Genomic DNA, 20,728 nt, shown 5'->3' on the forward strand with positions numbered 1-20,728 from the left:
GATGTCGGCCTGCGCACCGAACCCAATCTTGAGCTGCTGACGCAGATGAAACCGTCGTTTATCGTCTGGTCGGCAGGCTATGGCCCGTCGCCGGAAAAGCTGGCGCGTATCGCACCCGGCCGCGGTTTCACCTTCAGCGACGGCAAACGGCCGCTGGCGATGGCCCAGCGTTCGCTGCTGGAAATGGCCGACCTGCTGGGTAAACAACAGCAGGCGAAGCACCACCTGGCGGAGTTCGACGCGCTGATGGAGAACCTGCGTCCGCGTTTTGCCGGGCGTGCTGATCGCCCACTGCTGATGATTTCGCTGCTCGATGCCCGCCACGTACTGGTATTCGGTGAGAACTGCCTGTTCCAGGAAGTGCTCGATCGCTTTGGCATTCAAAACGCCTGGCGCGGCGAAGCGGCGTTCTGGGGCAGCATCACCGTCGGTATTGACCGGCTGGCGGCATTTAACGAGGCCGATGTGATCTGTTTCGATCATGGCAACGATCGGGAGATGGCCCAGCTGTTGGCGACGCCGCTGTGGCAGGCGATGCCGTTCGTGCGCGCGGGGCGTTTCCAGCGGGTTCCGGCGGTGTGGTTCTATGGCGCGACGTTGTCGGCGATGCATTTCGCCCGCGTGCTGGCCGATGCGCAGGGGAGGGCGGCGGTATGAACGCGCGTCTCTCGCCGTTAGCCATTCTCCTGCTGACCGGGCTGCTGGTTGCCGCTTTCGCGCTGAGCATCGTCAACCTCAATGTCGCTTTACCTTACGCGCAATGGCGTCAGGCGCTGTGGCAGCCGGATATCGATAATATCGCCCAGATGCTGTTCCATTACAGCCTGCTGCCGAGGCTGGCGATATCGCTGCTGGTCGGCGCCGGGCTGGGCCTCGTCGGCGTGCTGTTCCAGCAGGTGCTGCGTAACCCGCTGGCGGAGCCGACCACGCTTGGCGTCGCCACCGGCGCGCAGTTGGGAATGACCGTCACCACATTATGGGCGATCCCCGGCGTGCTGGCGTCACAGTTTGCCGCGCTGGCTGGGGCTTGTCTGGTGGGGGCGCTGGTGTTCGGCGTCTCGTGGGGCAAACGTTTGTCGCCGGTGACGCTGATCCTGGCCGGCCTGGTGGTGAGTCTCTATTGCGGCGCGGTCAATCAGCTGATGGTGATTTTCCATCATGACCAGCTGCAAAGCATGTTCCTGTGGAGTACCGGCACCCTGACGCAGACCGACTGGAGCGTGGTGCAGCGTCTGTGGCCGCAGCTGCTCGGCGGCGCGATGTTGACGCTGTTGTTGCTACGCCCGTTAACCCTGATGGGGCTTGATGATGGCGTGGCGCGTAACCTTGGGCTGGCGTTGTCTCTGGCGCGGCTTGGCGTGCTGACGCTGGCGATTGTCATCAGCGCGCTGCTGGTTAACGCGGTCGGCATTATCGGCTTTATCGGTCTGTTCGCGCCGCTGCTGGCGAAAATGCTCGGCGCCCGCCGCCTGCTGCCGCGGCTGCTGCTGGCGGCGCTGATCGGCGCGCTGATCCTGTGGCTTTCCGACCAAATTATTCTCTGGCTCAGCCGGGTCTGGCGGGAAGTCTCGACCGGGTCAGTCACCGCGCTGATTGGCGCGCCTTTATTGCTGTGGCTGCTGCCGCGGCTGCGCAGCATCAGCGCCCCGGTGATGAACGGCGGCGATAAAGCGCTGATCGAGCGCCGCCACGTGCTGTGGTTCGCGCTGGGCGGCTTAGCGCTGCTGCTGTTGGCGGTAACCGCCGCGCTAACCTTTGGCCGCGATGCCCATAGCTGGCAGTGGGCCAGCGGCGATCTGCTGGCGCAACTGATGCCCTGGCGCTGGCCACGAGTGCTCTCGGCGCTGTTCGCCGGGGTGATGCTGGCGGTCGCGGGCTGCATCATTCAACGCCTGACCGGCAACCCGATGGCCAGCCCGGAAGTACTGGGCATCAGCTCTGGCGCGGCCTTCGGCGTGGTATTGATGCTGTTCTTCGTGCCGGGCAACGCCTTTGTCTGGCTGCTGCCTGCCGGCAGCCTTGGCGCGGCGGCGACGCTGCTGGTTATCCTGATCGCCGCCGGGCGCGGCGGTTTCTCGCCGCACCGGATGCTGCTGGCGGGGATGGCGCTGAGTACCGCTTTCACCATGCTGCTGATGATGCTGCAGGCCAGCGGCGATCCGCGCATGGCGCAGATCCTGACGTGGATGTCCGGTTCGACCTATAGCGCGACGCCGGAAATGGTGCTGCGTAGCGGTGTGGTGATGCTGGCGCTGCTGGCGCTGGCGCCGCTCTGCCGCCGCTGGCTGACCATCCTGCCGCTGGGCGGCGAGGAGGCGCGGGCGGTGGGGATGGCGCTGACGCCATCGCGTATCGGGTTGCTGCTGCTGGCGGCGAGCCTGACGGCGACGGCGACGCTCACCATAGGGCCGTTAAGTTTCGTTGGCCTGATGGCACCGCACATTGCGAGGATGCTGGGATTCCGCCGGACGATGCCGCATATGGTGATTTCCGGGCTGACGGGCGGGATGCTACTGGTGTTCGCCGACTGGTGCGGGCGAATGATCATGTTCCCCTACCAAATTCCCGCGGGGCTGTTGTCGACCTTTATCGGCGCGCCGTACTTTATCTATTTGCTGAGAAAGCAGAGCCGCTAACGATCCCGGATGGCCTCAACATCCCCGGTGGCGCTAGCGCTTACCGGGGCTACAGTGCTGTGCGATTTGGTAGCCCGGATAAGGCGCAATGCGCCGCCTCCGGGAAAATCCCTGCGCCACCAGGCATTCAAGCACCTTACAGTTTGGCAAACACCCGACGGGCGGCGTCGATGGTGTTGTTAATGTCCTCTTCGCTGTGGGCGATGGACATAAAGCCGGCTTCAAACGCCGACGGTGCCAGGTACACGCCTTCCTCCAGCATCAGGTGGAAGAAGCGCTTGAAGCGTTCGACATCGCACTTCACCACGTCCTGATAACAGGTGACGGTTTCGGCATCGGTAAAGAAAATGCCGAACATGCCGCCAACGTTATTGACCACCAGCGGGATCCCGGTTTCGCGCGCCGCGTTCAGCAGACCATCCGCCAGCTGGTTGGTCAGATCGGTCAGGGTTTCATGCACACCCGGCTGCGCCACTTCACTTAAGCAGGCGAAGCCAGCGGCCATGGCGATCGGGTTACCTGAGAGGGTACCAGCCTGGTACACCGGGCCGGTCGGCGCCAGCGCGTCCATCACTTCGCGGCGGCCGCCGAAGGCGCCCACCGGCATCCCGCCGCCGATGATTTTCCCGAGACAGGTCAGATCCGGCTCCACGCCGTAATAAGCCTGGGCGCCCGCCAGCGCGACGCGGAAGCCGGTCATCACTTCGTCGATAATCAGCAACGCGCCAAATTCGTCGCACAACGCGCGCAGGCCCGGCAGGAACTCCGGCTGCGGCGGAATGCAGTTCATATTCCCGGCGACCGGCTCGACGATGATGCAGGCGATATCCTGTGGATATTGCTCGAACGCCGCGCGTACCGAGGCGAGGTCGTTATAGGTGCAGGTCAGGGTATGTTTAGCGAAATCGGCTGGCACGCCCGGCGAATTTGGCTGGCCGAGGGTCAGCGCGCCGGAACCGGCTTTCACCAGCAGACAGTCGGCATGGCCGTGATAGCAACCTTCGAACTTAATGATCTTGTCGCGGCCGGTGAAGCCACGCGCCAGGCGAATGGCGCTCATGGTCGCTTCGGTGCCGGAGTTCACCATCCGCACCATATCCATGGTCGGTACCAGTTCGGTCACCAGCGCCGCCATTTTCACTTCCATTTCGGTCGGCGCGCCAAAGCTCAGGCCGCGGGACGCCGCCTCGATCACCGCGTTGCGGATAGCCGGATGGTTGTGGCCCAGCACCATCGGACCCCAGGAGCCGACATAATCGATATAGGCCTTCCCATCCACGTCATAAAGATAGGCGCCATCCGCGCGTTCGATAAACAGCGGCGTGCCGCCGACGCCGGTGAAGGCGCGCACCGGCGAGTTAACGCCGCCGGGGATCAGTTCGCGCGCAGCATGGTATAGATTTTCAGATTTGCTCATGGCCAGGGTCCTGGTTCGTGAAAAATGTTTTATCGGCTATTCTAAGTTATTCCAGGATGGTTATGAAAGTTTTGCCCAATTGAAACAATGTGCCGCAAGGGCATTTTTTTGACGACGCAGCGCGCCGGGGCGGCTAAAATGCCTCTCTCTTCATTTGTATTACCAATAATTGATAATGGCATGAAAGCAGATACTCCCTCTTTTGAAGCACATCAGTTCGTGCGGGTGCGTCGCGGCGATGCGGTGCGCCGTTTGATTCAGCGTGATAAAACGCCGCTGGCGGTCCTGTTGATGGCGGCGGTGGTTGGCACGCTGGCCGGTCTGGTGGGCGTGGCGTTTGAAAAGAGCGTGAACTGGGTGCAGAACCAGCGGATCGGCGCGCTGGCGCAGGTGGCCGACCACTGGTATCTGGTCTGGCCGCTGGCGTTTATCTTGTCGGCGCTGTTGGCAATGGTCGGTTATTTCCTCGTGCGCCGCTTTGCGCCAGAGGCGGGCGGCTCCGGGATCCCGGAAATCGAAGGGGCGCTGGAGGAGCTGCGGCCGGTGCGCTGGTGGCGCGTGCTGCCGGTGAAATTCATCGGCGGCATGGGGACCCTGGGCGCCGGAATGGTGCTGGGACGCGAAGGGCCGATGGTGCAGCTTGGCGGCAACATTGGACGCATGGTGCTGGATATTTTCCGTATGCGCAGTCCGGAAGCGCGGCACACGCTGCTGGCGACCGGTGCGGCGTCGGGGCTCTCGGCGGCCTTTAATGCGCCGCTGGCCGGTATTCTGTTTATCATCGAAGAGATGCGCCCGCAGTTTCGCTACAACCTGATCTCCATTAAAGCGGTATTTACCGGCGTGATCATGTCGAGCATTGTGTTTCGTATTTTCAACGGCGAAGCGGCGATCATTGAGGTGGGCAAGCTGAGCAGCGCCCCGGTGAATACCCTGTGGCTGTATCTGGTGCTGGGCATGCTCTTTGGCTGCTTTGGCCCACTGTTTAATTTTCTGGTGCTGCGCACCCAGGATCTGTTCCAGCGCATCCACGGCGGCAATATCAAAAAATGGGTGTTGATGGGCGGGCTAATCGGCGGGATCTGCGGTCTGCTGGGGCTGATGCAGCCCTCCGCGGTGGGGGGGGGCTTTAACCTGATCCCTATCGCTGCCGCCGGTAACTTCTCCGTCGGTCTGCTGCTGTTTATCTTTGTCGCCCGCGTGGTGACCACGCTGATCTGCTTCTCTTCCGGCGCGCCGGGGGGCATTTTCGCGCCGATGCTGGCGCTGGGCACGTTGCTGGGCACGGCGTTCGGCATGGCGGCTATTCCGCTGTTTCCGGCCTACCATCTGGATGCCGGCACCTTCGCTATCGCCGGGATGGGGGCACTGCTTGCCGCCTCGGTACGTGCGCCGCTGACCGGAATTGTGCTGGTACTGGAGATGACGGATAACTATCAGCTCATTTTGCCAATGATTATTACCTGCCTTGGCGCAACACTACTGGCGCAATTCCTCGGCGGTAAGCCTTTGTATTCGACCATTCTGCAACGTACTCTGGCGAAGCAGGAGGCCGAGCAGGCGGCAAAAGCGCAGCAGCCACCTCGGGAGAATACTTGAACGATTTACCAGGGTATTAGATAATGGCTCAAAAGGTCCGGTTATTCTTTAACCGGCCGGAAGTATCAATGGGAGCAAAAAATGAGTGATGACGTAGCGTTGCCGCTGGAGTTTACCGAAGCCGCAGCCAACAAAGTAAAACACCTGATTGCGGATGAAGATAATCCGAACCTGAAACTGCGCGTGTATATCACCGGCGGCGGTTGCAGCGGTTTCCAGTATGGCTTCACCTTTGACGATCAGGTGAACGAAGGCGATATGACCATCGAGAAACAGGGCGTCGGCCTGGTGGTCGACCCAATGAGCCTGCAGTATCTGGTTGGCGGCGCCGTCGACTATACCGAAGGGCTGGAAGGTTCGCGTTTCATCGTGACCAACCCGAACGCGAAAAGCACCTGCGGCTGCGGGTCCTCGTTCAGCGTTTAACGAGAGTACGGCCGATTGCCTTCTCCCACAGAGAGAGGGAGTCAACGCGAAAAACGGTAACCTTACGGTTACCGTTTTGCTTTTATTACCTTCCGTTATCGTCCAGGGCAAACGTCGGCAGCTTCAGGTGCCAGCGGATCGCCGCCAGACGGATCACCAGCGTCACCACCATGCCCATCATCGCCGAATTCTCCAGCGGGAGATGAAAGGTGTCGTGCGCTGTAGCGTGGACAATGCCGCCGACAATACAGGCGGTGGCGTAGATCTCGGTGCGCAGAATCATGGGAATTTCGCGCGCCAGCACGTCACGAATAATCCCGCCGCCGACGCCGGTGACCACCCCCATGCAGACCGCCACCAGCGGACCGCTGCCGGCGAGAAAGGCTTTATTGACGCCGATGCCGACAAACACCGCCAGACCAACGGCATCAAGAACGGGCAGTATCCATTTCGGCAGCCGACGCGGCTGGCGGACCAGCAGGATAGTCAGCATGCTGGTGACCATCGCCACCACCAGATCGGTGGGATCTTTGACCCAGAATACCGGGCCATTCGCCAGCGCCATGTCGCGGATGGTCCCGCCGCCCACCGCCGTCACCACGCCTAACACCAGCACGCCGAACGGGTCCATGCGTAATTTTCCCGCCAGCAGAACGCCGGAGATCGCGAAGACAGCCGTGCCAATAATATCCAGCCAATAGACAAGCATCGTTGATTCCCACTGAACATCCGGTGTGCCGGATGATTATTTTACCTGGTCAAGCGCCGCACAAAGTTGTTTGGCGGCGAGGATAATACGTGGGCTTGCGCGTTCAAACCAGTCGCTGTGTAACGCAATCAACGAAATGGTGAGCTGATGTTGCCAAAAGCGCTGCGCTTCGGCAATGCGGCTGGCGTCGCCGGTCACCACGATCGCCTGCGGCTGGCGGGCCAGCACCTGTTCGCGGCTCACTTGCGGCCAGGGAACACGGCTGGTGGCAAAGATATTCTCGCCGCCGCACAGCCTCAGCACCTGATCCTGAATCGAACCGGGACCACTGGTGAACAGCGGCGTGGATCCGAACTGCAGGAAGACGCGTTTCTTCGGCGCATTGGCATAGCGCGCTTTCAGCGCATCGTATTCCTGCTGCATCGCCTGTGCCGCCTGCTGCGCTTTTTCCGGCTGCGGGCTCCACTGCGCCAACTGACGCAGGGTGGCGATGATCTCTTCTATCGTCGAGGTCTGCACCCAGAGGACGTGAATACCCAGCGACTGCAGCTGGTTAACCTGGCGTTCGGCATTGCCCCCGCGCCAGGCCAGCACCACGTCTGGCTTTAGCGCCACGATGCGCTCCAGGTTCATCCCCTGCCAGCTGGCAACCTGTTCTATGGTTTTGGCCTGCGGAGGGTAATCGGAATAGCTGCTGACGCCGACCGGCGTGATCCCGGCGGCAAAGGCCAGTTCGGTATTGGCGGGGGAGAGGGTGACCACCCGCGGCGCGGCCAGTAGCCACGCCGGGGCGAGTAACAGCAGCGCGGCAAGCGCGAAGGATAGCGACTTAGCCACGTGCCAGGTTCTGTACCAGATTCTCCACCATCAGGGTGGACTGTCTGGCGGCGACCGCAAGGAACTCCTCAAAGCTGAGGTGGGACTGCTGGTCGGCCACGTCGGAGATGGCGCGAACCACCACGAAGGGAACTTTGAAGTTATGGCAGACGTGAGCGATGGCGGTCGCTTCCATTTCCACGGCAATTGCCTGCGGGAAATTATGGCGGATCTTCGCCAGTGCGACGGAGCCGTTAATGAAGGCATCGCCGCTGACGATCAGGCCGCGAACGGCATTGAGATCTAACGCTTTAATGCAGTCTTCGGCGGCGGCCACCAGCTTATCGTCCGCTTTAAAGCCCGCCGGGCAGCCAGGCAGCTGGCCATACTCATAACCGAAGGCGGTGACGTCGGCATCGTGGTAGCGCGCTTCATCGGAGACGACGATATCGCCGACCTTCAGCGTCGGCGCGAGGCCGCCGGCAGAACCGGTATTAATGATCACGTCAGGCTGGCAGCGCTCCAGCAGCAGGGTCGCGCCCGTCGCCGCCGCCACTTTCCCGATACCAGACTTCAGCAGAGCGACGTCAACGCCGTGAAGTTGGCCGGTATAGATTTCGCTGCCGCCAATGGTGATGGTCTGGCGGTTTTCGATTTTGTCGCGCAGGAGGGTAACTTCCTCTTCCATAGCGCCAATAATGCCAATTTTCATAGATTTACTCGCGATGTGTCAGGTTTAGTTGCATAGTCTATCATGCGCTTAAGGGGAAGCGTATTGCTCGCGCGGGAGAGGCTATGGCAAAGATTGATTTTCGCAACAAGATAAACTGGCATCGACGCTTCCGTTCGCCGCCGCGGGTGGAGACGGAGCGCGACATCCTGCGGATCTTCGAAAGCGATCGGGGACGGATCGTCAACTCGGCGGCCATCCGCCGCTTACAGCAAAAAACTCAGGTCTTCCCGCTGGAGCGCAACGCAGCGGTACGTACCCGCCTGACCCACTCGCTGGAGGTGCAGCAGGTGGGGCGCTATATCGCCAAAGAGGTGCTGAGCCGGCTGAAAGAGCAGAAGCTGCTGGAAGAGTATGGTCTTGAAGAGCTGACCGGGCCATTCGAGAGCGTGGTAGAGATGGCCTGCCTGATGCACGACATTGGCAACCCGCCGTTTGGCCACTTTGGCGAGGCAGCGATTAACGACTGGTTTCGCCAGCGCCTGGCCCCCGGCGATGCGCTCGGCCAGCCGTTGACCGACGATCGCTGCGAGGTGCAGGCGTTACGCCTGCATGAAGGGGAAACGGCGCTGAATGCGCTGCGGCGCAAAGTGCGCCAGGATCTCTGCAGCTTTGAGGGCAACGCGCAGGGGATTCGTCTGGTCCACACGCTGATGCGGATGAATCTGACCTGGGCGCAGGTGGGCTGTATCCTGAAATATACCCGACCGGCGTGGTGGTTCGAAGCGACGCCAGCCAGTCACAGTTATTTAATGAAGAAGCCTGGCTATTATTTAGCCGAAGAAGAGTATGTCGCGCGCCTGCGTAAAGAACTGGATCTGGCACCTTACAATCGATTCCCATTAACCTGGATTATGGAGGCCGCGGATGACATCTCATATTGCGTCGCGGATCTCGAGGACGCGGTTGAAAAACGTATTTTCAGCGCCGAGCAGCTTTATCAGCATCTTTACGATGCCTGGGGCAACCATGAAAAAGGATCGTTATTCTCTCAGGTGGTGGAAAATGCCTGGGAAAAATCGCGAGCTAATTACCTGCGACAGAGCGCGGAAGATCAGTTCTTTATGTATTTGCGGGTAAACACGCTGAATAAGCTGGTGCCCTACGCGGCGCGCCGATTTATTGATAACCTGCCGGCCATCTTCACTGGCGACTTTAATCATGCGCTGCTCGAGGACGATAGCGATTGCAGCCAGCTGCTGGAACTCTATAAAAATGTAGCGATGAAACAGGTCTTTAGCCATCCGGATGTCGAGCAGCTGGAATTGCAGGGCTACCGGGTGATTAGCGGCCTGCTGGATATCTATCAGCCGCTGCTGAAATTATCTCTGGAGGATTTCAGCGAATTAGTGGCGCAGGAGCGGGTACGGCGGTTACCCATTGCCTCCCGGCTGTATCAGAAACTTTCAACCCGTCACCGGCTGGCCTATGTTGAAGCAGTAAATAAGCTGGTGCGCACGGCGCCCGAATTTGCGCTGATGGAATACTATTATCGCTGCCGTCTGATCCAGGATTATATCAGCGGAATGACGGATTTGTATGCGTGGGATGAATATCGGCGATTGATGGCGGTGGAATAGGCTGGAGTTTTGTAAAGATGGACAATAAATTTTTACTTTTTCCAGAATCTTAATTCCGGAACTTAGCGCTATAAAATGACTCTGATAGTCACGTACACAGCAACTTTCGTTATCTGATATTGAGATTGAAACTGATGAAAAAAACCACGTTAGCAATGAGTGCACTGGCTCTGAGTTTAGGTCTGGCGTTGTCCCCGCTCTCTGCGAGCGCGGCAGAAACGGCATCTTCGGCGACTAATGCGCAGCAGATGCCAAGCCTGGCCCCGATGCTGGAGAAGGTGATGCCATCGGTGGTGAGCATTAACGTTGAAGGTAGCACCACCGTTAATACCCCACGGATGCCGCGTAACTTCCAGCAGTTCTTTGGCGATAACTCGCCGTTCTGCCAGGATGGTTCTCCTTTCCAAAGTTCACCGTTTTGCCAGGGCGGTGGACAGGGCGGTCAGCCTGACGGCGGCCAGCAGCAGAAATTTATGGCGCTGGGCTCCGGCGTCATCATTGATGCGGCCAAAGGGTATGTGGTGACCAACAACCACGTTGTGGACAACGCCACCACGATTAAGGTTCAACTGAGCGATGGCCGTAAGTTTGATGCTAAAGTCGTGGGCAAAGATCCGCGCTCCGATATCGCGCTGATTCAGATTCAGGATCCGAAAAACCTGACGGCGATTAAGCTGGCTGATTCTGACGCGCTGCGCGTTGGCGACTACACCGTGGCTATCGGTAACCCGTTCGGTCTGGGCGAAACCGTGACCTCCGGGATTGTCTCCGCGCTGGGCCGTAGCGGCCTGAACGTGGAAAACTACGAAAACTTTATCCAGACCGATGCTGCGATTAACCGCGGGAACTCCGGCGGTGCGCTGGTGAACCTCAACGGTGAGCTGATCGGTATTAACACTGCCATCCTGGCGCCGGACGGCGGCAACATCGGTATCGGTTTTGCTATCCCGAGCAACATGGTGAAAAACCTGACCGAGCAGATGGTGAAATATGGCCAGGTGAAACGCGGTGAGCTCGGCATCATGGGTACCGAACTGAACTCTGAACTGGCGAAAGCGATGAAAGTCGACGCCCAGCGCGGCGCCTTCGTCAGCCAGGTGATGCCAGGTTCGGCAGCGGCGAAAGCGGGTATTAAAGCCGGCGACGTGATCACTACCCTCAATGGCAAGGCGATCAGCAGCTTCGCCGCGCTGCGTGCTCAGGTCGGCACTATGCCTATCGGTAGCAAAGTTGAGCTTGGCCTGCTGCGCGACGGCAAACCGGTCACCGTTACCGTCGAACTGCAGCAGAGCAACCAGACCCAGGTTGATTCAAGCACCATCTTCAACGGGATTGAAGGGGCGGAAATGAGCAACAAGGGTCAGGACAAGGGCGTGGTGGTCAATAATGTGAAAGCCGGTACTCCGGCGGCGCAGATTGGCCTCAAGAAAGGCGATATTATTGTCGGGGCGAACCAGCAGCCGGTGAAAAATATCGCCGATCTGCGGAAAATCTTCGACGCCAAACCGTCAGTACTGGCGCTGAACATTCAGCGCGGCGACGCCTCTATCTACCTGCTGTTGCAGTAATCGTCAGCGCGAGCACCATAGCCCCTTCCCTCGTCGAGGGCAGGGGCTTTTTTTCGTTCTGTGACCGCTTCCACAACTCCACATATCTCGCCCCGCCTTCGGGCATATGCACAATGCAGCAGGGCGATGACTCTTTTATGCTGGTCCCCTGCATAGGGGAGGATTACATGGCTGGCTGGCATCTTGATACCAAAATGGCGCAGGATATTGTGGCGCGGACGATGCGCATCATCGATACCAACATCAACGTGATGGATGCCCGCGGGCGGATTATCGGCAGCGGCGATCGCGAAAGGATTGGTGAATTGCACGAAGGCGCGCTGCTGGTGCTCTCCCAGGGGCGGGTAGTGGATATCGACGACGCGGTCGCTAGCCATCTGCACGGAGTGCGCCAGGGGATCAACCTGCCGCTGCGTCTCGAAGGTGAAATCGTCGGGGTGATCGGCTTGACGGGCGAGCCTGAATCGTTACGAAAATATGGCGAGCTGGTGTGCATGACGGCAGAGATGATGCTGGAGCAGTCGCGACTGATGCATCTCCTGGCGCAGGACAGCCGACTGCGCGAAGAGCTGGTGATGAACCTGATTCAGGCGGAAGAGCATACCCCGGCGCTGAACGAATGGGCTCAGCGGTTAGGTATCGATCTTAATCAACCGCGGGTGGTGGCGATGATTGAGGTTGACAGCGGCCAGCTCGGTGTGGACAGTGCGATGGCTGAATTGCAGCAGTTGCAGAACGCGCTGACCACCCCCGATCGCAATAACCTGGTGGCCATTGTGTCACTCACGGAAATGGTGGTGCTGAAACCGGCGCTGAACAGCTTTGGTCGCTGGGATGCCGACGATCACGTCCGCCGCGTCGAGCAGCTTATCGCCAGGATGAAAGAGAATGGCCAGCTCCGCTTTCGCGTGGCGCTGGGCAACTTCTTCACCGGCCCCGGGAGCATCGCCCGTTCTTACCGTACCGCACGGACGACAATGATGGTGGGTAAGCAGCGGATGCCGGAGAGCCGCAGCTATTTCTATCAGGATCTGATGCTGCCGGTGCTGCTCGACAGCCTGCGCGGCGGCTGGCAGGCTAATGAACTGGCTCGTCCACTGGCGCGTCTGAAGGCAATGGATAACAACGGTTTGCTGCGACGTACGCTGCAGGCGTGGTTTCGCCATAACGTGCAGCCGCTGGCGACGTCAAAAGCGCTGTTTATTCATCGCAATACCCTGGAGTATCGGTTAAACCGTATCTCGGAACTGACCGGTCTGGATCTCGGCAGCTTTGACGATCGGCTGCTGCTCTATATTGCCCTGCAGCTGGATGAACAACGATAGGGTATTGAGATAAAAATGCCGGGAGGCGGTTTCGCCTTACCCGGCCTGGAGGATGCATGGCGTAAGCGGCAGATTATATCGTTTGCCCGGTCAGGCAGTGCGCCGCCGGGAACGCTGTTACTTACGGGTGAGCTTTTCCAGATCGGCTTCGATTTCGCTGATCTTGTTGGTGACCACACTTTCCAGATGGCGTAAGTCGTCGAGGATTTTACGCTTGAGATCGATTTCAGTGCGATCGCGCTGACAGATCTGATCCAGTTCATCGATGACGTAGCGCAGGTTCGGACTGATCTCCTGGACCTCTTTGTAGCCCTGGCCGACGCCGTCGGCGACGACGGTTTTGCGCTGACGCGGGTATTTGAACTTCACGCTCTTGGCGAAGAATTCGCCTTTGTCTTTCTGAAAATAGATTTTCAGGATGTCGTTGTTAGCTTCCTGCCGCAGGCTATAGCGATCGATTTCATCAGGGTTGGTAATGCCAAGACTTTTCAGATTATCGTACATAACGGTACCTTTGATAGCATCATAACCATTGAATAATTAACGAAAAAATCCATTTTCGCCAGCATCAAATATAAAAAAAGCGGGATATCTCCCGCTTTTTATTTGCTTTAGTCGATGGTGCGCAGCAGTTCGTTAATGCCGACTTTGCCGCGGGTTTTGGCATCGACTTTCTTAACGATTACCGCGCAGTACAGGCTGTATTTACCATCTTTCGACGGCAGGTTGCCTGACACGACCACCGAGCCAGCCGGTACGCGGCCGTAGAAGACTTCACCGGTTTCGCGATCGTAGATTTTGGTGCTCTGACCCAGGTAGACGCCCATGGAGATCACGGAGCCTTCTTCAACAATCACCCCTTCAACCACTTCAGAGCGCGCGCCGATAAAGCAGTTGTCTTCGATGATGGTCGGGTTCGCCTGCAGCGGCTCCAGTACGCCACCGATGCCGACACCGCCGGACAGGTGAACGTTTTTACCGATCTGCGCGCAGGAGCCGACGGTAGCCCAGGTGTCAACCATGGTGCCTTCGTCAACGTAGGCGCCGATGTTAACGTAGGACGGCATCAGCACGGTGTTGCGGGCGATGAATGCGCCCTGGCGCACCGCTGCCGGCGGCACCACGCGGAAACCTTCTTTCTGGAAACGCACTTCGTCGTAGTCAGCGAATTTCATCGGTACTTTATCGAAGTAGCGGCTTTCCGCACCATCGATAACCTGGTTATCGTTAATACGGAAAGAGAGCAGTACCGCTTTCTTCAGCCATTGATGCGTCACCCACTGACCATCGATCTTCTCAGCGACGCGCAGCGCGCCGGAATCCAGAAGGGCGATAACCTGGTTTACCGCTTCGCGGGTCACGGTATCCACATTGGCCGGCGTGATGTCGGCGCGACGCTCGAAGGCGGACTCAATAACGTTCTGTAACTGCTGCATTGTTTCTTTCCATTCACTAAAAAAAATACGTCACCCTTTATCGTTTGGATTGAGGGCCTCTGTCAACCGTTGTTGCACTTCTTGTTGTAGCTCATTATTAAGGCCACGCCGGTCGGCGGTGGCGATTATAAATAAATCTTCTACTCGCTCACCAATTGTCGTAATTCGCGCCCCGTGAAGCGAAATACCGAGGTCGGCGAACACCTGTCCGACGCGGGCGAGCAGCCCAGGCTGATCGAGCGCAATCAGCTCCAGAAACGATTTTCGGTCGGTGTGTGTTGGCAGGAAATTCACCTCGGTGACCACGGAGAAGTGACGCAGTTTCGCCGCCTGGCGACGCGGGGCCGGAGGCTCCCAGCTGCGCTGAGTTATCGTCTGTTCAAGACCGTGGCGAATCGCGTCGTGGCGATCAGCGGAAAGCGGGCTGCCGTCGGGTTCGAGGACAATAAAGGTATCCATCGCCATGCCGTCGCGGGTGGTGAAGATCTGCGCGTCGTGGACGCTGAGGTTGCGGCGGTCCAGCTCGCCGCACACCGCGGCAAACAGATAAGGGCGATCCGGGCTCCAGATAAAAATCTCCGTACCGCCGCGGGTGGCCTGCGAGCTCAGCAGGATCATCGGCTTATTCAGATCGTGGCGCAGCAGGTTGCGGGCGTGCCAGGCGAGCTGCGTCGGCGTATGCCGCACGAAATAGTTGGCGCGGCAGCGGTTCCAGATCTGATGCAGCGCCTCTTCATTAATATTATCCATCCGCAGCAGGGCCAGCGCCTGCAGCTGATGATGACGCACCCGTTCGCGCATATCCGGGGTGCTTTGCATGCCCCGACGCAGCTGTTTCTCGGTTGCGAAATAGAGTTCGCGCAGCAGGCTCTGCTTCCAGCTGTTCCACAGCGTTTCGTTGGTGGCGCAGATATCGGCGACGGTCAGGCACACCAGATAGCGCAGGCGATTTTCCGTTTGCACTTCCTCGGCGAACTGCTTAATCACCTCCGGATCCTGAATGTCGCGCCGTTGGGCGGTGACCGACATCAGCAGATGGTGACGCACCAGCCAGGCGACCAGCTGCGTTTCGCGGGAGTTCAGCCCATGTAGCTCGGCAAACTTCAGCACATCCTGCGCGCCGAGGATCGAGTGGTCGCCGCCGCGCCCTTTTGCGATGTCGTGGAACAGGGCGGCGATTAAAATCAGCTCCGGGTGCGTTAAGCGCGGCCATAGCTCCACGCACAGCGGGTGGCGGCTGCGGGTCTCTTCTTTGGCAAAGCTCTCCAGCTTCAGCATCACGCGGATGGTGTGTTCATCGACGGTGTAGGCGTGAAACAGGTCGAACTGCATCTGGCCGACGATATGTGACCACTGCGGCATATAGGCCCACAGCACGCTGTGGCGATGCATCGGCAGCAGTCCGCGGCTTACCGCCCCCTGATGGCGCAGCATGCTGAGAAAGAGCGTACGCGCCTCCGGGATATAGCACAGCGGCTGGGTCAGATGGCGCCGGGCATGGCGCAGATGGCGCAACGTCGTGGAGTAGATGCCGGTGATGGTGCTGTTGCGTACCATCATATAAAACATGCGCAGAATGGCCTGCGGTTCGCGAATAAACAGCGTGTCGTCACGCAGATCAATAAGGGTGCCGCGCAGCTGGAAGTCATCATCAATAGGCCGCGGTTTTTCATCCTCGGTCAGGGCGAGAATGGCCTCTTCAAACAGCTGAAGCAGCATCTGGTTCAGCTCGCTCACCCGGCGGGTGACGCGGAAGAAGTCCTTCATCATATGCTCAATCGGCTGGTTGCCGTCGCCTTCGTAGCCGAGCCGGCGGGCGACGCTGAGCTGACGGTCGAAAAGCAGGCGGTTGTCATAGCGCGTGAGCTCGAGATGCAGCGCGAAACGGATGCGCCACAGCTGGTGCAGGCACTCGTTGAGCTCATTGCGCTCGGCTTCGGTCAGAAAGCCGAAGCCGACCATCTCATCCATTGAGGTGGCGCCAAAATGGCGGCGAGCTACCCACTGTAGCGTATGGATGTCGCGCAGGCCGCCGGGGCTGCTTTTCACGTCCGGCTCCAGGTTATAGCTGGTGCCGTGATAGCGTTGATGACGGACGTTCTGTTCTTCGACCTTGGCGGCGAAGAACTTTTCCGATGGCCAGAAGCCGTCGCTAAAAATATGTTTTTGTAGCTCAAGGAACAGCGCGACGTCGCCGATCAGCAGGCGCGATTCAATCAAGTTAGTGGCGACGGTGAGATCCGAGAGGCCTTCGAGCAGACACTCTTCGAGGGTACGTACGCTGTGGCCCACCTCCAGCTTGACGTCCCACAGCAGCGTCAGCAGTTCGCCGACCTTTTGCGCCTGGTCGTCCGGCAGCTTTTTGCGGCTGAGGATCAGCAGGTCGACGTCAGAGAGCGGATGCAGCTCGCCGCGGCCATAGCCGCCGACGGCGACCAGCGCCAGATCGCAGACGGATTCAAAGCCGCAGGCGATCCACAACCGCTGCAGCAGCTGGTCGATAAATTCGGTGCGCGCCGCAATGAGCTGCTCCGCGGCGATGCCGGAGTCAAACGCCTCGCCCAGCCAGTGCTGGAAGGTATCGATGTGCGCCTTAATTGCAGCACAGTTCAGATCGCCCTGCGGCCAGCTCACCGGATGTTCCGGCGGGACGGGCAGAAGAGGGGAGGCTGTGTCAGGTAATGAGTTGCTCATCGCGTCACCATAAGAAAAAACTATCTAATAAAAAAGCCGGCGGGCGCCGGCTTTTCATCATTCATCGTGCGAGATTATCGCCGGGATGGTGTCATCCTTGCGTAGCGTCAGAATTTCGCAGCCGTTGTCTGTCACCACAATAGTATGCTCGTACTGCGCAGACAAGCTCCGGTCTTTAGTTTTCACCGTCCAGCCGTCTTTCATGCTGCGGATCTCTTTTTTACCGGCGTTGACCATCGGCTCGATGGTGAAGGTCATGCCGGGTTTAAGCACAACGTTGGTTTCTGGTGAGTCGTAGTGCAGCACCTGCGGCTCTTCATGGAAGCCGCGGCCGATACCGTGGCCACAGTATTCGCGCACCACGGAAAAACCTTCGGCTTCAACGTATTTCTGGATCGCCGCGCCGATGGTGCGCAGGTTGATCCCCGGCTTCACCATTTTCAGCGCCAGATACAGGCTTTCCTGAGTGATGCGGCACAGGCGCTCACCGAGAATCGTCGGTTTACCGACGATAAACATTTTGGAGGTGTCGCCATGGAAATCATCTTTAATGACCGTCACGTCGATGTTAACGATATCGCCATCTTTCAGCAGTTTGCCGTCGTCAGGAATACCGTGGCAGACCACTTCGTTGACGGAAATGCAGACGGATTTCGGATAGCCGTGATAGCCGAGGCAGGCGGAAATGGCCTTCTGCTCGTTAACGATATAGTCGTTACAGATGCGGTCCAGTTCGCCGGTGCTGACGCCCGGTTTAACCCAGGGTTCGATCATTTCCAGCACTTCAGCGGCCAGGCGGCCGGCAACGCGCATTTTTTCAATGTCTTCAGATGTCTTGATAGAGATAGCCATGGAGTATGTCCAGCAGTGTCGATATTTTCGACAATAATAGAGTAAGTCCTGCCAATGGTAACAGTCCGGGCAGGCTGGTGCCAAATTGAGAATCATTAACAGCACGTGACGTCAACAAGAGTTGGTGTCTGGATTGATTTTGTGGTATAAAGCGCGCCGGACTTCCGTTCCATCTCAGATACACAAGGATGGACGTAAGCGACATACTCATATTGTGTAAATAACACACACGTATCGGCACATATTCCGGGGTGCCCTTCGGGGTCGGTAATATGGGATACGTGGAGGCATAACCCCAATTTAATCTATAGAGGTTTTAAACATGGCAACTGTTTCCATGCGCGACATGCTCAAGGCTGGTGTTCACTTTGGTCACCAGACCCGTTACTGGAACCCGAAAATGAAGCCTTTCATCTTCGGCGCGCGTAACAAAGTTCACATCATCAACCTTGAGAAAACGGTACCGATGTTCAACGAAGCTCTGGCTGAGCTGAACAAAATCTCTGCCCGTAAAGGCAAGATCCTGTTCGTTGGTACTAAGCGCGCTGCAAGCGAAGCGGTAAAAGAAGCTGCTAACAGCTGCGACCAGTTCTTCGTGAACCATCGCTGGCTGGGCGGTATGCTGACTAACTGGAAAACCGTTCGTCAGTCCATCAAACGTCTGAAAGACCTGGAAACTCAGTCCCAGGACGGTACTTTCGAGAAGCTGACCAAGAAAGAAGCGCTGATGCGCACTCGTGAGCTGGACAAGCTGGAAAACAGCCTGGGCGGTATCAAAGACATGGGCGGCCTGCCGGACGCACTGTTCGTTATCGACGCTGACCACGAGCACATCGCTATCAAAGAAGCAAACAACCTGGGTATCCCGGTATTTGCTATCGTTGATACCAACTCTGATCCGGACGGCGTAGACTTCGTTATCCCGGGTAACGACGATGCAATCCGCGCAGTGACCCTGTACCTGGGCGCTGTTGCTGCTACCGTTCGTGAAGGTCGCTCTCAGGACCTGGCTTCTCAGGCGGAAGAAAGCTTCGTAGAAGCTGAATAATAAGGTTTAAGCCCTTATTAGTACCGTGTATGAATAGGGGCCCATTACAGGCCCCTTTTTTCAATTTACGCTGTTTGGCCGCTGGCCGGGCAGTATCCACATCTCCCGAGGATTTTAGAATGGCTGAAATTACCGCTTCCCTGGTAAAAGAGCTGCGCGAACGTACTGGCGCAGGCATGATGGATTGCAAAAAAGCGCTGACTGAAGCGAATGGCGACATCGAGCTGGCAATCGAAAACATGCGTAAATCCGGCGCGATCAAAGCGGCGAAGAAAGCAGGCAACGTGGCTGCTGACGGCGTGATCAAAACCAAAATCGAAGGCAACTACGGTTACATTCTGGAAGTTAACTGCCAGACTGACTTCGTTGCTAAAGATGGTGGTTTCCAGGCATTTGCTGACAAAGTACTGGACGCAGCTGTTGCTGGTAAAATCTCCGACGTTGAAGTTCTGAAAGCGCAGTTCGAAGAAGAACGTGTTGCGCTGGTTGCTAAAATCGGTGAGAACATCAACATCCGTCGTATCGCTGTTCTGGAAGGCGACGTTCTGGGTAGCTACCAGCACGGTGCGCGCATCGGCGTTCTGGTTGCCGCTAAAGGCGCTGACGAAGAGCTGGTTAAGCAGCTGGCAATGCACGTTGCAGCAAGCAAGCCGGAATTCGTTAAGCCGGAAGACGTGTCTGCTGAAGTCGTAGAAAAAGAGTACCAGGTTCAGCTGGACATCGCGATGCAGTCTGGTAAGCCGAAAGAAATCGCAGAGAAAATGGTTGAAGGCCGCATGAAGAAATTCACCGGCGAAGTTTCTCTGACGGGTCAGCCTTTCGTTATGGAGCCGAGCAAATCTGTTGGTCAGCTGCTGAAAGAGCATAATGCTGACGTGACTGGCTTCATCCGCTTTGAAGTGGGCGAAGGCATCGAGAAAGTTGAGACTGACTTTGCAGCAGAAGTTGCTGCGATGTCCAAGCAGTCTTAATTTTTACAAGGAGCCGCCTGAGGGCGGCTTCTTTTTGCGCCCATTTTGTAAATTCAGCCAACTGCGTATAGTGACCGCGCTGAAATGCGACATACAATGTCGCCAGAATTCTCATATCTCATTCGTTGACAGTCTCAGGAAAGAAACATGGCTACCAATGCAAAACCCGTCTACAAACGTATTCTGCTGAAATTAAGTGGCGAAGCGCTGCAGGGCTCAGAAGGCTTCGGTATTGATGCAAGCATACTTGACCGCATGGCTCAGGAGATCAAAGAGCTGGTTGAGCTGGGTATTCAGGTTGGCGTAGTAATTGGTGGCGGTAACCTGTTCCGTGGTGCTGGTCTGGCGAAAGCGGGTATGAACCGCGTTGTGGGCGACCACATGGGCATGCTGGCAACGGTCATGAACGGCCTCGCAATGCGTGATGCGCTCCACCGCGCCTATGTGAACGCTCGTCTGATGTCCGCCATCCCGCTGAACGGCGTGTGCGACAACTACAGCTGGGCAGAGGCGATCAGCCTGCTGCGCAACAACCGCGTGGTGATCCTCTCCGCGGGTACCGGCAACCCGTTCTTTACCACCGATTCCGCAGCCTGCCTGCGTGGTATTGAAATTGAAGCCGACGTGGTGCTGAAAGCGACCAAGGTTGACGGTGTGTTTACCGCGGATCCGGCAAAAGATCCTTCTGCCACCATGTACGATCAGCTGACCTACAGCGAAGTGCTGGATAAAGAGCTGAAAGTCATGGATCTGGCGGCCTTCACCCTGGCGCGTGACCACAAATTGCCGATTCGCGTCTTCAACATGAACAAACCTGGCGCCCTGCGTCGCGTGGTCATGGGCGAAAAAGAAGGCACATTGATCACGGAATAATTCCCGTCAGCGCCAAATCCGGGTAATATTCCGCTTTACTTTCGCGGG

18 protein-coding genes are annotated in these 20,728 nt (G+C 57.8%); 10 read left to right on the forward strand and 8 right to left on the reverse strand.

Annotation, left to right across the window (positions count from 1 at the left end):
• The coding region (gene fhuD / locus CWM53_RS10160) for a Fe(3+)-hydroxamate ABC transporter substrate-binding protein FhuD (RefSeq protein WP_100750783.1) at nucleotides 1-657 on the forward strand (657 nt) is incomplete at its 5' end.
• Entirely contained in the window at nucleotides 654-2,636 is a 1,983-nt protein-coding gene (gene fhuB / locus CWM53_RS10165; protein WP_100729969.1) for a Fe(3+)-hydroxamate ABC transporter permease FhuB, read from the forward strand. The genes fhuD and fhuB, both read left to right, overlap by 4 nt.
• A 136-nt stretch (nucleotides 2,637-2,772) precedes the next feature.
• Here the strand turns inward: fhuB and hemL are convergent, their stop codons facing one another.
• The gene (hemL, locus tag CWM53_RS10170; RefSeq protein WP_016160319.1) at nucleotides 2,773-4,053 is read right to left on the reverse strand and encodes a glutamate-1-semialdehyde 2,1-aminomutase; all 1,281 of its coding nucleotides are present in this window, start codon (nucleotides 4,051-4,053) and stop codon (nucleotides 2,773-2,775) included.
• Between the two features lie 180 nt (nucleotides 4,054-4,233).
• On the opposite strand from hemL, the gene clcA reads away from it, so the two are divergent.
• Both clcA and erpA read left to right on the forward strand, forming a co-directional pair.
• Nucleotides 4,234-5,652: a H(+)/Cl(-) exchange transporter ClcA gene (gene clcA / locus CWM53_RS10175; protein WP_100729968.1), complete on the forward strand. Its 1,419-nt coding sequence runs from the start codon at nucleotides 4,234-4,236 to the stop codon at nucleotides 5,650-5,652.
• 81 nt (nucleotides 5,653-5,733) lie between these two features.
• A complete protein-coding gene (gene erpA / locus CWM53_RS10180; RefSeq protein ID WP_008807363.1) occupies nucleotides 5,734-6,078 on the forward strand; it encodes an iron-sulfur cluster insertion protein ErpA in 345 nt (114 codons plus the stop codon).
• Nucleotides 6,079-6,163: 85 nt separating this feature from the next.
• On the opposite strand, the gene CWM53_RS10185 is transcribed toward erpA, so the two are convergent.
• From CWM53_RS10185 to mtnN, 3 genes are read right to left on the reverse strand one after another with little or no spacing between them, the layout of a single operon-like run.
• Entirely contained in the window at nucleotides 6,164-6,787 is a 624-nt protein-coding gene (locus tag CWM53_RS10185) for a TRIC cation channel family protein (RefSeq protein ID WP_002889277.1), read from the reverse strand.
• A gap of 36 nt (nucleotides 6,788-6,823) precedes the next feature.
• On the reverse strand, nucleotides 6,824-7,624 hold the full coding sequence (gene btuF, locus CWM53_RS10190) for a vitamin B12 ABC transporter substrate-binding protein BtuF (RefSeq protein ID WP_061155709.1): 801 nt from the start codon (nucleotides 7,622-7,624) through the stop codon (nucleotides 6,824-6,826).
• Nucleotides 7,617-8,315: a 5'-methylthioadenosine/S-adenosylhomocysteine nucleosidase gene (gene mtnN, locus CWM53_RS10195; RefSeq protein WP_008807361.1), complete on the reverse strand. Its 699-nt coding sequence runs from the start codon at nucleotides 8,313-8,315 to the stop codon at nucleotides 7,617-7,619. The genes btuF and mtnN overlap by 8 nt, the downstream gene beginning before the upstream one ends.
• Nucleotides 8,316-8,398: 83 nt before the next feature.
• Between mtnN and dgt the strand changes: the two genes are divergently transcribed.
• From dgt to cdaR, 3 genes are all read left to right on the forward strand, one after another.
• Nucleotides 8,399-9,913 carry a dGTPase gene (dgt, locus tag CWM53_RS10200; protein ID WP_100729967.1) on the forward strand — a complete coding sequence of 505 codons (1,515 nt, stop codon included), beginning with the start codon at nucleotides 8,399-8,401 and terminating at the stop codon, nucleotides 9,911-9,913.
• Between the two features lie 134 nt (nucleotides 9,914-10,047).
• A complete protein-coding gene (degP, locus tag CWM53_RS10205; protein WP_008807359.1) occupies nucleotides 10,048-11,481 on the forward strand; it encodes a serine endoprotease DegP in 1,434 nt (477 codons plus the stop codon).
• Between the two features lie 167 nt (nucleotides 11,482-11,648).
• Nucleotides 11,649-12,806, forward strand: coding sequence for a DNA-binding transcriptional regulator CdaR (gene cdaR / locus CWM53_RS10210; RefSeq protein ID WP_100729993.1), 1,158 nt, complete (start codon nucleotides 11,649-11,651; stop codon nucleotides 12,804-12,806).
• A gap of 117 nt (nucleotides 12,807-12,923) precedes the next feature.
• Here cdaR and CWM53_RS10215 read toward each other — a convergent pair whose 3' ends face one another.
• From CWM53_RS10215 to map, 4 genes are all read right to left on the reverse strand, one after another.
• Entirely contained in the window at nucleotides 12,924-13,310 is a 387-nt protein-coding gene (locus CWM53_RS10215; RefSeq protein ID WP_002889292.1) for a DUF3461 family protein, read from the reverse strand.
• A gap of 107 nt (nucleotides 13,311-13,417) precedes the next feature.
• Nucleotides 13,418-14,242, reverse strand: coding sequence for a 2,3,4,5-tetrahydropyridine-2,6-dicarboxylate N-succinyltransferase (gene dapD, locus CWM53_RS10220; RefSeq protein WP_085551393.1), 825 nt, complete (start codon nucleotides 14,240-14,242; stop codon nucleotides 13,418-13,420).
• A gap of 30 nt (nucleotides 14,243-14,272) precedes the next feature.
• On the reverse strand, nucleotides 14,273-16,936 hold the full coding sequence (glnD, locus tag CWM53_RS10225) for a bifunctional uridylyltransferase/uridylyl-removing protein GlnD (RefSeq protein WP_100729966.1): 2,664 nt from the start codon (nucleotides 16,934-16,936) through the stop codon (nucleotides 14,273-14,275).
• A gap of 57 nt (nucleotides 16,937-16,993) precedes the next feature.
• Nucleotides 16,994-17,788 (reverse strand): type I methionyl aminopeptidase, encoded by a 795-nt coding sequence (gene map, locus CWM53_RS10230; RefSeq protein WP_004204446.1) that lies wholly within the window; start codon nucleotides 17,786-17,788, stop codon nucleotides 16,994-16,996.
• A gap of 322 nt (nucleotides 17,789-18,110) precedes the next feature.
• Here map and rpsB point away from each other — a divergent pair, with 322 nt between their 5' ends.
• The 3 genes from rpsB to pyrH all read left to right on the forward strand — a co-directional run bounded on the left by rpsB (nucleotide 18,111) and on the right by pyrH (nucleotide 20,680).
• Nucleotides 18,111-18,836, forward strand: a complete 726-nt coding sequence (rpsB, locus tag CWM53_RS10235) for a 30S ribosomal protein S2 (RefSeq protein WP_061155705.1) — start codon at nucleotides 18,111-18,113, stop codon at nucleotides 18,834-18,836.
• Between the two features lie 119 nt (nucleotides 18,837-18,955).
• The gene (gene tsf, locus CWM53_RS10240) at nucleotides 18,956-19,807 is read left to right on the forward strand and encodes a translation elongation factor Ts (protein WP_004151930.1); all 852 of its coding nucleotides are present in this window, start codon (nucleotides 18,956-18,958) and stop codon (nucleotides 19,805-19,807) included.
• Between the two features lie 147 nt (nucleotides 19,808-19,954).
• Entirely contained in the window at nucleotides 19,955-20,680 is a 726-nt protein-coding gene (gene pyrH, locus CWM53_RS10245; RefSeq protein WP_004098747.1) for a UMP kinase, read from the forward strand.
• The last annotated feature ends 48 nt before the right edge of the window (nucleotides 20,681-20,728 follow it).

This window comes from Klebsiella sp. A-Nf5 (assembly GCF_002810545.1).
Taxonomy (GTDB): Bacteria; Pseudomonadota; Gammaproteobacteria; order Enterobacterales; family Enterobacteriaceae; genus Klebsiella; species Klebsiella variicola.